The sequence below is a fragment of the Streptomyces sp. ICC4 genome, assembly GCF_003287915.1.
Lineage (GTDB): Bacteria > Actinomycetota > Actinomycetes > Streptomycetales > Streptomycetaceae > Streptomyces > Streptomyces tritrimontium.
In genome coordinates this window covers 5080603-5094355 of record NZ_CP030286.1, presented here as the reverse complement: position 1 = coordinate 5094355, position 13753 = coordinate 5080603, and the positions used below count along the sequence as shown (strand labels likewise).

Annotated in this window: 12 protein-coding genes; 7 read left to right on the top strand and 5 right to left on the bottom strand. The window is 71.6% G+C overall.

Annotated elements, in window-relative coordinates:
- Positions 1-29: 29 nt before the first annotated feature.
- The 4 genes from DRB89_RS23730 to DRB89_RS23715 form a co-directional block, all read right to left on the bottom strand.
- Entirely contained in the window at positions 30-863 is an 834-nt protein-coding gene (locus tag DRB89_RS23730) for an S-methyl-5'-thioadenosine phosphorylase (protein WP_112450347.1), read from the bottom strand.
- Positions 864-943: 80 nt separating this feature from the next.
- Positions 944-1273: an FmdB family zinc ribbon protein gene (locus DRB89_RS23725; RefSeq protein ID WP_112450348.1), complete on the bottom strand. Its 330-nt coding sequence runs from the start codon at positions 1271-1273 to the stop codon at positions 944-946.
- A gap of 67 nt (positions 1274-1340) precedes the next feature.
- The gene (locus DRB89_RS23720; protein WP_112450349.1) at positions 1341-2672 is read right to left on the bottom strand and encodes an MFS transporter; all 1332 of its coding nucleotides are present in this window, start codon (positions 2670-2672) and stop codon (positions 1341-1343) included.
- A 401-nt stretch (positions 2673-3073) separates the two neighbouring features.
- A complete protein-coding gene (locus DRB89_RS23715; RefSeq protein ID WP_112450350.1) occupies positions 3074-4582 on the bottom strand; it encodes a potassium/proton antiporter in 1509 nt (502 codons plus the stop codon).
- 263 nt (positions 4583-4845) lie between these two features.
- Here DRB89_RS23715 and DRB89_RS23710 point away from each other — a divergent pair, with 263 nt between their 5' ends.
- Positions 4846-7707 (top strand): penicillin acylase family protein, encoded by a 2862-nt coding sequence (locus tag DRB89_RS23710; protein WP_112450351.1) that lies wholly within the window; start codon positions 4846-4848, stop codon positions 7705-7707.
- 18 nt (positions 7708-7725) lie between these two features.
- Here DRB89_RS23710 and DRB89_RS23705 read toward each other — a convergent pair whose 3' ends face one another.
- The gene (locus tag DRB89_RS23705; protein WP_112450352.1) at positions 7726-8331 is read right to left on the bottom strand and encodes a 5-formyltetrahydrofolate cyclo-ligase; all 606 of its coding nucleotides are present in this window, start codon (positions 8329-8331) and stop codon (positions 7726-7728) included.
- 93 nt (positions 8332-8424) lie between these two features.
- Here DRB89_RS23705 and galU point away from each other — a divergent pair, with 93 nt between their 5' ends.
- The 6 genes from galU (at position 8425) to DRB89_RS23675 (ending at position 13687) form a co-directional block, all read left to right on the top strand.
- Positions 8425-9327, top strand: coding sequence for a UTP--glucose-1-phosphate uridylyltransferase GalU (gene galU / locus DRB89_RS23700; RefSeq protein ID WP_112450353.1), 903 nt, complete (start codon positions 8425-8427; stop codon positions 9325-9327).
- 4 nt (positions 9328-9331) lie between these two features.
- Positions 9332-10687 carry a gephyrin-like molybdotransferase Glp gene (gene glp, locus DRB89_RS23695; RefSeq protein WP_112450354.1) on the top strand — a complete coding sequence of 452 codons (1356 nt, stop codon included), beginning with the start codon at positions 9332-9334 and terminating at the stop codon, positions 10685-10687.
- A gap of 73 nt (positions 10688-10760) precedes the next feature.
- Positions 10761-11264, top strand: coding sequence for a cyclic pyranopterin monophosphate synthase MoaC (gene moaC / locus DRB89_RS23690; RefSeq protein ID WP_112450355.1), 504 nt, complete (start codon positions 10761-10763; stop codon positions 11262-11264).
- 68 nt (positions 11265-11332) lie between these two features.
- Positions 11333-11860, top strand: a complete 528-nt coding sequence (locus DRB89_RS23685; RefSeq protein WP_239516301.1) for a MogA/MoaB family molybdenum cofactor biosynthesis protein — start codon at positions 11333-11335, stop codon at positions 11858-11860.
- 17 nt (positions 11861-11877) lie between these two features.
- Positions 11878-12519, top strand: coding sequence for a GNAT family protein (locus DRB89_RS23680; RefSeq protein WP_239516300.1), 642 nt, complete (start codon positions 11878-11880; stop codon positions 12517-12519).
- A gap of 157 nt (positions 12520-12676) precedes the next feature.
- Positions 12677-13687 carry a hypothetical protein gene (locus DRB89_RS23675; protein ID WP_112450357.1) on the top strand — a complete coding sequence of 337 codons (1011 nt, stop codon included), beginning with the start codon at positions 12677-12679 and terminating at the stop codon, positions 13685-13687.
- Positions 13688-13753 lie beyond the last annotated feature (66 nt).

Here is a 13753-nt window from a genome sequence, read left to right as displayed (position 1 = left end):
GCGATCATCGGGTCAGCCGGGCCCCGCACCTAAGGCAGCTCGATGCCCAGGTCCCAGCCGTCGTGCGCGTGCGTGCACAGGCAGGCGCGCGACGCGGTCGGCGGCAGGGCGGCCACCGCGTCGAAGAGGACCTCGCGGAGCCGGCCGACGTTCTCGCCGAAGACCTTCAGGACCTCCGTGTGGGAGACCCCCTCGCCCGTCTCGGCGCCCGCGTCGAGGTCCGTGACCAGCGCCATCGAGGTGTAGCAGAGCCCCAGCTCGCGCGCGAGGACCGCTTCCGGGTGCCCGGTCATGCCGACGACCGACCAGCCGGCCGCCGCGTGCCACCGGGACTCCGCCCGGGTCGAGAAGCGCGGCCCCTCGATGACGACCATCGTGCCGCCGTCCACCGGCTCCCACTCCCGCCCGCGCGCCGCCGCCAGCGCCACCGAGCGGCCCACCGGGCAGTACGGGTCGGCAAAGGTGGTGTGCACGACGTTCGGCACCGATCCGTCGGGCAGGGCCTCGCCGTCGAAGAAGGTCTGCGCGCGGGACTTCGTACGGTCGACCAGCTGGTCGGGGACGAGCAGCGTGCCCGGGCCGTATTCGGGGCGCAGGCCGCCGACGGCGCACGGGCCCAGCACCTGGCGGACGCCGACGGAGCGCAGGGCCCACAGGTTGGCCCGGTAGTTGATCTTGTGCGGGGGAACCGTGTGGCTCCGGCCGTGCCGCGGCAGGAACGCCACGGTCCGGCCCGCGAGCTCGCCCAGGTACAGGGAGTCGCTGGGGGGTCCGTAGGGCGTCTGGACCTGGACCTCGGTCACGTCCTCCAGGAAGGAGTAGAAACCCGATCCGCCGATGACACCGATCTCTGCGTTCGCCATGCGGCCCACCCTAACCGGGCATGCCGAAGGCCCCGCCGTCGGCAAGGACGGCAGGGCCTTCGGTGGAGCTGTCGGTCGGGTCAGGCGGCCGAGCTGCTCGACGACGACGACGACGAAGATGAAGATGAAGACGACGACGAGGACGTCGAAGAAGAGGACGACGACGTCGACGCGGCCGGGGCGGCGGCGGGCGCCGACGCGGGCTTCGAGGCAGGCGTGCTGCTCGACGAGGCGCCACGGCTGTCGTTCCGGTAGAAACCGGATCCCTTGAAGACGATGCCGACCGCGGAGAACACCTTCTTCAGGCGTCCGTCACAGCTCGGGCACACGGTCAGCGCGTCATCGGTGAACTTCTGCACGGCCTCAAGGCCCTCACCGCACTCGGTGCACTGGTACTGGTAGGTCGGCACGAATTTCCTCCTGGCACTCTCACTCAATGAGTGCTAACGACGCTCCATGGTGACGTATTCCGGCGGATCAGTCCACCGTCACAGGCACGCGGTGACCCAGACCACGCTCGTTCACACCCGCGGCGGGTGCCGCGGAGGTGGCCGAGGAGGCCGGCTTGGACGAGCTGACGATCCGGCTCGGGGCCTTCGGGGCCAGCTTCGCACGCAGCGCCAGCAGGATGGCCAGCGCGAGCACGGTGGCCACCAGCGGCACGAGGAAGCCGTACGAGGACCCGTGCGCGTCCGTCAGACGGCCGGCCAGGGTCACGGCGCCGGCCTGCCCGAAGGCGACCGCTCCGGTGAGCCAGGTGAAGGCCTCGGTCCGCGAGGTGGCCGGGATCAGCTGCTCGATCATGGTGTAGCCGGTGATCAGGGCGGGGGCGATGCACAGGCCGACGACCAGGCCGAGCGCGCCGAGCAGGATCATCGAGTCGGCGGCCCACAGGACCGAGGCGGCCGCGGTGAGGCCGATGTAGCCGAGGAGCAGGCGGCGGCGGGGGCCGATCTTCCAGGCGATCGCACCGCAGGCGACACCGGCGATCATGTTGCCCGCGGCGAAGACGCCGTAGAGCAGGCCGTTGGCGCCGGGGTTGCCGATCTCCTCGGAGAAGGCGGCGAGCGAGACCTGCATGCCGCCGAAGACGGCGCCGATGCCGATGAACGCGACGATCAGGACGCGCAGGCCGTGGAACGACAGGGCCGAGGCGCGCTTCTCGCCGTGCGCCGGACGGGCGACGGGCTTCGGCTGCGTGGCGCGCTGGGCGGCGAAGAGCAGGCCGCCGATCAGGGTCAGCGCGGCCTCGGTGACCAGACCGGCCGCCGGGTTGATGCCGGTGCACAGCGCGGTGGCGAGCACCGGGCCGACGACGAAGGTGAACTCGTCGGTGACGGACTCGAACGCCGCGGCCGTCGGCAGCAGCGGGGAGCCTTCAAGCTTGGCCGCCCAGCGGGACCGGACCATGGGCCCGACCTGCGGGACGGATGCACCGGCGGGGACGGCCGCCAGTGCGAGCGCCCAGACGGGCGCGCCCAGCAGCGCGAACGCCACCAGGGAGCTGACGGCGGTGGCGTGCGTGAGGGCCGCCGGGACCAGCACGGCGCTCTGGCCGTGGCGGTCGATGAGCTTGCCCATGACGGGAGCGAACACGGCCATGGAGATACCGGTGACGGCGGCGACGATGCCGGCGCTGCCGTAGGAGCCGGTGGTGTGCTGGACGAGCAGCAGGATGCTGATCGTCAGCATGCCGAAGGGGAGCCGTGCGGCGAATCCCGGGAGAACGAAGCCGAGGGCGCCGGGCGTGCGCAGGAGCTGCCCGTAGCCGGGGCGGGCGGAGTTGTCGGTCGTGACCGCGGATGTCACGGCCTGGCCTTTCCGCTGCCTGGTAGAACTCCCCGTCTGCGGACGATGCACCGCCTTGTGAGCGGTCGCACCCGTACATGTGGGAGCCCCGAGAGCTGTCCTCTTGCGCAGAACCGAGTGATACCTGGGCGCCCACTGCGGGAGGGTGCCACGGCCGCTTTGCGGTCGCGCCAGCTCTGCGTCAGGCAGAGTTGGTTCGATGTGGTGTCCCTTAATCATACAGGCGGAGTGCCTATTGCGCCCTGTGATTAGGGCTACAGGGCGTGTCTTCACCTGCGATTAACTGGAACTTCGCATTCAGGTCCCACTCAAACTCGGGTGAATGCGGGCATACGGCATCGAAAATGGGCTAATTAGAGCGCCGCTCTAACTCGCGGTACCGGTGGAAACCCTCCGCCCGGCTACCGGGCCGGCGGCTCTCCGCCGGTCCCCAGCCACCCCGCCAGCTTTCCGCCCCGGGCCACCGCCCGCAGCCGCGCCTCCGCCGCGTCCCGCACCGGATCCGTGGCCACCACCAGCAGCTCGTCCCCGCGCCGCAGCACGGTCGACGGCGCCGGTACGAAGCTCTTCGCGTCCCGGACGACCAGCGTGACGGAGGCCCCCGGCGGCAGCCGGAGCTCGCTCACCTCGACGCCGTGCATCCGCGAGGCGGGCGGGATCGCGAAGGACAGCAGGTGTCCGCGCAGCTTCTCCAGCGGCGCCGACTCGATCCCCAGGTCGGAGGCGGTCTCGTCGCTGTCGCCCAGCTTCAGCTTGCGCGCGAGCCACGGCAGGGTCGGGCCCTGCACCAGGGTGTAGACGACGACCAGTACGAAGACGATGTTGAAGACGCGCTCGCTGCCCTCGATCCCGGACACCATCGGGATGGTCGCCAGGATGATGGGCACCGCGCCGCGCAGGCCGGCCCACGACATCAGGGCCTGCTCCTGCCAGGGAAGCCGGAAGGGCAGCAGCGAGACGAAGACCTCCAGGGGTCGCGCCACCATGGTCAGCACCAGCCCGATGATGACGGCCGGCCAGAAGTCGTGGACCAGTTCGTGCGGGGTCACCAGCAGGCCGAGCAGGACGAACATGCCGATCTGGGCGATCCAGCCGAGCCCGTCCGCGAACCCGCGGGTGGCCGGCCAGTGCGGCAGCTTCGCGTTGCCGAGGACCATCGCCGCCAGGTACACCGCGAGGAAGCCGGAGCCGTGCGCCATCGCGCCGGCCGCGTACGCCGTGATGGCGATCGCCATGACCGCGATCGGGTAGAGGCCGGAGGCGGGCAGGGCCACGTGCCGCAGCCCGTAGGAGCCGAGGAAGCCCACGGTCAGGCCGATCGCGACGCCGATCGCCAGCTCGAGGGCGATCTTGCCTATGAGGACGTACCAGTCGTCGACCGGTCCGACGGTCGCGAAGGCCACGACCAGGATGACGACGGGTGCGTCGTTGAAGCCGGACTCGGCCTCCAGGACACCCGTGATCCGGGAGGGCAGCGGGACCTTGCGCAGCACCGAGAAGACGGCCGCCGCGTCGGTCGAGGAGACGACCGCGCCGATCAGCAGGGCCTGGCGCCATTCGAGGCCGACCAGGTAGTGCGCGCCGGCGGCGGTCACGCCCACGCTGACGGCGACGCCGACCAGCGAGAGCACGATCGCGGCCGGCAGGGCCGGCTTGACCTCTTTCCACTTCGTGCCCAGACCACCCTCGGCGAGGATCACCACGAGCGCGGCATAGCCGATCACCTGGGTCAGCTCGGCGTTGTCGAATACGACGTTGCCGATGCCGTCCTGGCCTATCGCGATGCCTATGCCGAGGTAAATGAGCAGGCTGGGGAGTCCGCTGCGCGAAGAGACGCGTACCGCCGCCACGGCGACGAGCAGAACGAGCGAGCAGACCAGCAGGAGCTCATTGAGCGTGTGGACGGTCAGCGGGCGGCCCTTTCCTCGACGTGCCTGGCGATGACGGAACGACGGGCGTCGGACGGTCGGATCGTTCCGGCTCGGGCACGGACGGCAAGTACTTCGTTACCTTACCTAATCTTTGACGCGCCCTTTACTCGGTAGCCACATTGTGAAACGCCTGCGGGGCTCTGTCCTCATGACCTCGACCCCTGGCGGATCAACGAACCCGGTCCTGCGCCTATGGTTGCTCCCAGTACTCCCAGGACCACCCTGCCCCTCTAAGGACAGCGATGCCCGCCAACGAAACCGCTCCTTCCGTCAAGAAGAAGGGACGACGCGCCCGTCTGATCGTGCTCGTCCTGGTCCTGGCGCTCGTCGCGGGCCTCGGGTACGGGGCGTACTGGAGCGTGGACAGCGTGCGCGCCTCCTTCCCCCAGACCACCGGCTCCCTCAAGGTGCCCGGCCTGACCGGGACCGTGGACGTCAAGCGCGACGCCAGCGGAATCCCCCAGCTGTACGCCGACTCCGACGACGACCTCTTCCGCGCGCAGGGCTTCGTGCACGCGCAGGACCGGTTCTGGGAGATGGACGTACGCCGCCACATGACCTCCGGGCGGCTCTCGGAGATGTTCGGCGCCGGCCAGGTCGAGACCGACGCCTTCCTGCGCACGCTGGGCTGGCGCCAGGTCGCGCAGCAGGAGTACGACACCAAGCTCTCCCCGGAGACGAAGAAGTACCTGCAGGCCTACGCCGACGGGGTCAACGCGTACCTGAAGGGGAAGTCCGGCAAGGACCTCTCCGTCGAACACGCCGCCCTCAAGCTCAACGACGACTACCAGCCCGAGCAGTGGACCCCGGTCGACTCGGTGGCCTGGCTCAAGGCGATGGCGTGGGACCTGCGCGGCAACATGCAGGACGAGATCGACCGCGCGCTGATGACGGGCAAGCTCTCGCAGGCGCAGATCGACGACCTCTACCCGCCGTACCCCTTCGACCGGAACAGGCCGATCGTCGAGGGCGGCTCGGTCAAGGGCGGGAAGTACACCCCCCAGGCCGCGGGCTCCGGCAGCCCCGTGGGCTCCCCGGGCTCCGGCGGCCCGAGCGCGGCCAACGGCTCGCAGGCCTCCGCCAACGGCTCCCAGGCCTCCGCGCGGACCGGCGCCGCCGACTCGCCGACCGGGCTGGCCGGCAACGCCACCGCCCAGGGCGCGACCGTGGGCCTGCGCACCTCGCTCACCGCGCTGGCCGACACCCTCGACCAGATCCCCGCGATCCTCGGCCCCGCCGGCAGCGGCATCGGCTCGAACTCCTGGGTCGTCTCGGGCCAGTACACGACGACCGGCAAGCCGCTGCTCGCGAACGACCCGCACCTGTCCCCGCAGCTGCCCTCGGTCTGGTACCAGATGGGCCTGCACTGCCGGACGGTCTCGGCCTCGTGCCAGTTCGACGTGGCCGGCTTCACCTTCTCCGGCATGCCGGGCGTGGTCATCGGGCACAACGCCGACATCGCCTGGGGCATGACCAACCTCGGCGCCGACGTCACCGACCTCTACCTGGAGCAGGTCAAGCCCGAGGGCTACGTCTACGACAACAAGGTGCTCCCCTTCGCCACCCGCGAGGAGGTCATCAAGATCGCCGGCGGCGGCGAGAAGAAGATCACGGTCCGGAGCACCAACAACGGTCCGCTGATCTCCGACCGCAGCGACGAGATCACCTCCGTCGGCGCGCGCGCCCCCGTCGCCAGCTCCGCCCCCGACCGCGGCAACGGCTACGGCGTCGCGCTGCGCTGGACCGCGCTGGACCCGGGCAAGTCGATGGACGCCGTCTTCAAGCTCGACCGCGCCAAGACCTTCGCCGACTTCCGCAACGCGGCCCGCGACTTCGAGGTCCCGTCGCAGAACCTGATCTACGCCGACAGCAAGGGCGCCAACGGCAACATCGGCTACCAGGCCCCGGGCCGCATCCCGGTCCGCACCACCGGTGACGGCCGCATGCCGGCCCCGGGCTGGGACTCGAAGTACGCCTGGAAGGGCTCCAAGGACTCGGCCGCGGGCTGGGTCCCGCAGGACGAGATGCCCTACGACTACAACCCGGCGCGCGGTTTCATCGTGACCGCGAACCAGGCGGTCGTGGAGAACAGCCCCGGCAAGTACCCGACCCTGCTGACCACCGACTGGGGCTACGGAGCCCGCAGCCAGCGGATCAACGACCTCATCGAGGCGAAGACCAAGGACGGCGGGAAGATCTCCACCGATGACATGCGCACCATGCAGATGGACAACAGCAGCGAGATCGCCGCGCTGCTGACCCCGCTGCTCGCCAAGATCGACGTCTCGGACCCGGACGTCCGCTCCGCGCAGAAGCTGCTCGAGGGCTGGAACTACACCCAGGAGCCGGACTCGGCGGCGGCCGCGTACTTCAACGCGGTCTGGCGCAACATCCTCAAGCTGGCCTTCGGCGACAAGATGCCCAAGGAGCTGCGCGTCGAGGGCAGCTGCATGAACGTCCCCGAGCAGACGACGGGACCGGCCGACGACCTCGCCAAGATGGTCCGCGAGTGCGGTACGCGCGACGCGGACTCGGCGCAGCCCGACGGCGGCGACCGCTGGTTCGAGGTGGTCCGCCGCCTGGTCAAGGACGAGAAGTCCGACTGGTGGAAGGCGCCGTCCACCAGCCGCACCGTCGCGGCCACCACCAGCCGCGACGAGCTCTTCGCCCGGGCCATGAAGGACGCCCGCTGGGAGCTGACCGCCAAGCTCGGCAAGGACCAGTCGACCTGGAGCTGGGGCCGGCTGCACCAGCTGATGCTGAAGAACCAGACGATCGGCACCGAGGGCCCGGGCTACCTGCAGTGGCTCCTCAACCGCGGCCCCTGGAACCTGGGCGGCGGCGAGGCCACCGTCAACGCGACCGGCTGGAACGCCTCCAGCGGGTACGGGGTCACCTGGGTGCCGTCGATGCGGATGGTCGTGAACCTCGGCGACCTCGACAAGTCCCGCTGGATCAACCTCACGGGCGCCTCGGGGCACGCGTACCACGACCACTACACCGACCAGACGACGATGTGGGCCAAGGGCGAGCTGCTGGACTGGCCCTTCGGCAAGGACGCCGTGGACCGGGCCACGGTCGACACCCTGAAGCTGACGCCTTAGGGCAGGGCCCCGGCCGGCTCAGAAGCGCACCACCCCCGACGGGGTGGCCACCGCCCGCACGGGGTGGTCGTGCGGCTCCTCCGGGACCCGCGCGACCACCTCGTGGTCGTAGAGGAGCACCACGAGCGCGGGATGCGCCCCGGCGCGCTCCAGCCGCTCCAGCACCCGGTCGTACGAGCCTCCGCCCCGGCCCAGCCGCATCCCGCGCCGGTCCACGGCGAGCCCGGGCAGCAGCACGGCGTCCGCCTCGGACACCGCGTCCGGGCCCAGGCGCGGGCCGGCGGGCTCCAGGAGCTTCATCTTCCCCGGGTGCGCGGCCTCGGCCAGGCTCCCGGGGCCCTCGTACGCCGCCCAGTCGAGGTCGTTGTCGGGCAGCAGGACGGGCAGCAGCACCCGCTTCCCGGACGCCCGCAGCGCGTCGAGCAGTTCACGCGTGCCGGGTTCGGAGCCGATCGAGACGTACGCGGCCACCGTGCGGGAACCGGACAGTTCGGGCAGTTCCAGGGCGGACCGGGAGAGCGCGCGGGCGCGCTCGCGCAGGACGTCCGGGGACAAGGCGCGGCGGGCGGCGAGGAGTTCGCGGCGCAGTGCCGTCTTGGCCTGCGGAGGCCGGTTCGCTACCACGGGTGGCTGGACTCCCTCTCTGATAGTGCAAATTTGAACATATTCACCTGAACCTCGCGTGGAGGCCATCTGAGACCGACTATTGTTCGGCTCATGACTCAGTTGCACCCCGTGATCAAGAAGGCCGTCATTCCGGCCGCGGGCCTTGGTACTCGCTTCCTTCCTGCAACCAAGGCGACACCCAAGGAAATGCTCCCGGTTGTGGACAAGCCGGCCATCCAATACGTGGTCGAAGAGGCCGTGTCGGCCGGACTCGACGACGTTCTCATGATCACGGGTCGTAACAAGCGTGCGCTCGAAGACCACTTCGACCGCAACTACGAGCTGGAGTCGGCGCTCATCGCCAAGGGCGACGACGACCGGCTGAAGAAGGTCCAGGAATCCAGCGACCTGGCCACCATGCACTACGTCCGCCAGGGCGACCCGCGAGGCCTCGGCCACGCCGTGCTCTGCGCCGAGCCGCACGTCGGCAACGAGCCCTTCGCCGTCCTCCTCGGCGACGACCTCATCGACCCGCGCGACCCGCTCCTGCGCCAGATGTGCGAGATCCAGCAGCGCACCGGCGGCAGCGTCGTCGCGCTCATGGAGGTCGACCCCTCCCAGGTGCACCTGTACGGCTGCGCCGCCATCGAGGCCACCGACGACGCGAACGTGGTCCGCATCACCGGTCTCGTCGAGAAGCCGGACGCGGCGGACGCGCCCAGCAACTTCGCGGTGATCGGCCGCTATGTCCTGAACCCCGCCGTCTTCGGCATACTGCGGGAGACCGAGCCGGGCCGCGGCGGGGAGATCCAGCTCACCGACGCCCTGCAGAAGCTCGCCGCCGACGAGACCGTGGGCGGCCCGGTGCACGGCGTGGTCTTCCGGGGCCGCCGCTATGACACCGGAGACCGCGGGGACTACCTGCGGGCCATCGTCCGGCTCGCGTGCGAGCGTGAGGACCTGGGCCCGGAGTTCCGCACCTGGCTTCACCGTTACGTCACGGAGGAGATGTAGCACCTTGAGCAAGCCCGACGCACCGCAGGATCCTCGACCGGCCGGCGACCCCCAGCGTCTCTGGTCGGTGGACGAGCACCTCGCGGACGTCCTCGCCACCGTCAGGCCGCTGGAGCCCATCGAGCTCCAGCTGCTGGACGCCCAGGGCTGTGTCCTGGTCGAGGACGTCACCGTGCCCGTCGCCCTGCCGCCCTTCGACAACAGCTCGATGGACGGCTACGCCGTCCGGACCGCCGACGTGCAGGGCGCGAGCGAGGAGTTCCCCGCGGTGCTGACGGTCATCGGGGACGTGGCGGCCGGCAGCGGTGAGCTGCCGACCGTCGGCCCCGGCCAGGCCGCCCGCATCATGACCGGCGCCCCGCTGCCGCCCGGCGCCGAAGCCGTGGTACCGGTCGAGTGGACCGACGGCGGCACCGGCGGCGGCGCGGCCTCGGGGATGACCCCGGCCAGCGAGTCGCCCGAGGGCGCCGAGGGCGAGGTGCGCGTCCACCGCGCCGCCGAGGCCCGCGCGCACGTCCGCTCGCGCGGAAGCGACGTACAGGCCGGGGACCTCGCGCTCGCCGCGGGCACCGTCCTGGGCCCGCCGCAGATCGCACTGCTCGCGGCCATCGGCCGGGGCACCGTGCGGGTGCGCCCGCGCCCCCGCGTCGTCGTCATGTCCACCGGCAGCGAACTGGTCCAGCCCGGCGAGGCGCTGACGGCCGGCACGATCTACGACTCCAACAGCTTCGCGCTGGCGGCCGCCGCGCGGGACGCCGGAGCCATCGCCTACCGGGTCGGCGCCGTCGCCGACGACGCCGACACCCTGCGCTCCACCATCGAGGACCAGCTCATCCGGGCCGACCTCCTGGTGACCACGGGCGGGGTCAGCGTCGGCGCGTACGACGTGGTCAAGGAAGCCCTCACGGACCTGTCCACCGGGGACGAGGGCGTGGACGGCGCGGGCATCGACTTCCGCAAGCTCGCCATGCAGCCCGGCAAGCCCCAGGGCTTCGGCACCATCGGCCCCGACCACACCCCGCTGCTGGCCCTGCCCGGCAACCCGGTGTCCTCCTACGTCTCCTTCGAGCTGTTCGTGCGCCCCGCCATCCGCGCCCTGATGGGCCTGCCCGCCTCCGAGGTCAGCCGGCCGAGCGTGCGCGCGGTGTTCGAGGCAGACAAGGCGATCGGCTCGCCGGCGGGCCGCCGCCAGTTCCTGCGCGGCAAGTACGACGCCCAGAGCGGCACGGTCAGCCCGGTCGGCGGATCGGGCTCCCACCTGATCGCCGCGCTGGCGCACGCCGACTCGCTGATGGTCGTACCGGAGGACGTCACCTCGGTGGAGCCCGGGTCCGAGCTGGAAGTGGTCCTGCTCGGCTGAGGTCCCGCGGATGCGGGTAGCGTGTTGCACCACACAGGCCCTTGCGGGGCCCGGACGGGAGCGGCACGCAGATATGAGTACGCAGAGCAGCGCCGGCGGCGCCGCAGGCACCAGGCTGACGCACATCGACGAGGCCGGCGCGGCCCGGATGGTCGACGTCTCCGAGAAGGACGTCACCACCCGGACGGCGCGGGCCAGTGGGCGCGTGCTCGTCTCCCCCCGGGTGATCGAGCTGCTGCGCGGCGAGGGCGTCCCCAAGGGGGACGCGCTCGCCACCGCGCGGATCGCCGGGATCATGGGCGCGAAGAAGACCCCCGACCTGATCCCGCTGTGCCACCCGCTGGCCGTCTCCGGCGTGAAGGTCGACCTGAAGGTCACCGACGACGCCGTCGAGATCCTCGCCACCGTCAAGACCGCCGACCGCACGGGCGTCGAGATGGAGGCGCTGACCGCCGTCGCGGTCGCCGGGCTCACCGTCATCGACATGGTGAAGGCCGTAGACAAGGGCGCGGTCATCACGGACGTGCGGGTCGAGCAGAAGACGGGCGGCAAGTCCGGCGACTGGGCGCGTTCGTGAACGCCCCGCGCGGCGGCGAGGTCCACAGCCACGCCCACGCCCCTGCCCCTTCCCAGGAGGCCGGCCCCGTGACGCCGGAGTCGGCTCCCGCGCCGCGCGCGCTGGTGGTCACGGCCTCGAACCGGGCCTCGAAGGGCGTCTACGCGGACAGGGGCGGCCCGGTGCTCGCCGACGGTCTGCGCGCCCTCGGCTTCGCCGTGGACGGCCCGCGGGTGGTGCCCGACGGGGACCCCGTCGAGGCGGCCCTGCGCGAGGGCGTGGCCGCCGGCTACGACGTCATCCTCACCACCGGCGGCACCGGCATCTCACCGACCGACCGGACCCCGGACGTCACCGCGCGGGTGCTGGACTACGAGATCCCGGGCATCCCGCAGGCCATCCGCGCCGAGTCCCTGGCGAAGGTGCCGACCGCGGCGCTGTCGCGGGGGCTGGCCGGAGTGGCCGGCCGCACCCTGATCGTGAACCTGCCCGGTTCGACGGGCGGGGTGCGCGACGGGATCGCGGTCCTGTCCCGCGTCCTGCTCCACGCCGTCGACCAGATCCGGGGCGGCGACCACCCCGCGCCCCCCGGCAGAAGCACAGGGAGCGAGAGCTGAACGGCCCCTCCTGGCCGGTGGTGCTCGCGGACGGCGATGTCACGCTCCGGCCGATAAAGCTGCGGGACCAGGCCGCCTGGCGCGAGGTCAACCGGCGCAACCGGGACTGGCTGCGGCCGTGGGAGGCCACGATCCCGCCGCCCGCGCCCTGGGGGCCGGTGATCCAGCGGCCGACGTACCGCCAGATGGTCCGCCACCTGCGGGCCGAGGCGAACGGGGGGCGCATGCTGCCCTTCGTCATCGAGTACGAGGGGCGCCTGGTGGGCCAGTTGACGGTCGCCGGGATCACCTGGGGCTCGATGTGCGCGGGCCACGTCGGCTACTGGGTGGACCGCGAGGTGGCGGGCCGCGGGGTGATGCCGACCGCGGTGGCCCTGGCGGTGGACCACTGCTTCACGAAGGTCGGCCTGCACCGGATCGAGGTGTGCATTCGCCCGGAGAACGGCCCGAGCCGCCGGGTGGCGGAAAAGCTCGGATTCCGAGAGGAAGGGCTGCGGCCGCGATATCTGCACATCGACGGCGCGTGGCGCGATCACCTCGTTTACGCGCTGACGGTGGAGGAGGTGCGGGAGGGGCTGCTGCACCGCTGGCACCGGGAGCGCCACCCGCACGGGCCCGCGTCGCCGGGGCCCGCGTCGCCCGCGTCGCCCGGACAATAGGAATCCGATATCTGTTCGAATTCTTTCGTCCGGTGACCGATTCGCCCATAACCTGATCCGAAGAATCACAAAAAAAGTCCGTGATATCAGCGAGATCATGCGACACGCCGTCCCAATTGGCGGATCCGCCTGCCCGCGCACCTCTACGGTGTGGGGTGTGAGCAGCAGCGGCCTCATCTACGCAGTCATTGTCGGGGCCTGGGCCGCCTACTTGGTGCCCATGTGGCTCCGGAGGCAGGACGAGCTGAACGAAGCCCGTCCGACGGAACGCTTCTCCACCGCCATCCGGCTGCTTTCCGGCCGGGCGGGAATGGAGCGCCGTTACGCCAAGGGACTGCGTGAGCGCGGTGACGAGGAGGCGGGACACCAGCCCCCCGCGGACCCGGACGCAGCGACGGAAACGGTGAACTCCGCGGACGTCGACGACGTCCGGGCCGTCGTCGTGCCCCCGCCCACCCGCGCGGAGCCGAGATCGGCCGCCTCGGAGCGGGCGGACCGCGCCGAGCGGGCCCGCCGCGAGCAGCGCCTGGTCGTCCTGGCCCGCCGCCGGCGCACCACCGCGCTGCTCTTCCTGATCTTCACCCTCGGCGCGGTCGTCGCCGCCGTCGGCGGACTGCGGTACCTGTGGGCCCCGGCCGTCCCCGCCCTGCTGCTGAGCACCTACATCGTGCACCTGCGCGTCCAGGAGCGGCGGCGCTACGAGTTCACCATGGACCGGCGGCGCGCCGAAGCGGCCGCCCGCCGGCTCCGCGAGAACCGCCCCCGCCGCCGTGCCTCCGAAGACGCCGCCGCGGCCGGCTCCGACCCGGACCCCGCGCCACCCGTCTCCCCGCAGGAGGCCGGCCGGCGCGCCCTGGTCGAGCAGACCGACCACGCGGAGTGGGTGGACCAGCAGCGCGAACGCGAGCGCGGCCCCGCCCGCGGTGACAGCTGGGAGCCCGTCCCGGTCCCGCTGCCCACGTACGTGACGGCCCCGGTCGCCCCGCGCGCCACCGGCCCGGCCACCCCGGACCCGTGGAGCGCCGCCCGCTCCAGCACGGCCGAGCCGACGGAGCCGCGCCTACGCGCGCAGCCCGCCGCGCGCCCGCCGCGCGCCCGCGACGCGTCCCGCACGCCGCTGTTCGACCAGTACGAGGGCGACGAGCGGCCGCGCGCCGCGAACGAGTGATCGATGACCTGCGCGGACTGCGCGGACGCTCCCCGAAACCGGTTTTGGAGCACCCGCGAGGGGATG

Coding starts and splice junctions, on each gene's coding strand:
- DRB89_RS23730 (WP_112450347.1), bottom strand. CDS start 863: ATGGCGAACGCAGAGATCGGTGTCATCGGCGGATCGGGTTTCTACTCC.
- DRB89_RS23710 (WP_112450351.1), top strand. CDS start 4,846: ATGCCCGCCAACGAAACCGCTCCTTCCGTCAAGAAGAAGGGACGACGC.
- galU (WP_112450353.1), top strand. CDS start 8,425: ATGACTCAGTTGCACCCCGTGATCAAGAAGGCCGTCATTCCGGCCGCG.
- moaC (WP_112450355.1), top strand. CDS start 10,761: ATGAGTACGCAGAGCAGCGCCGGCGGCGCCGCAGGCACCAGGCTGACG.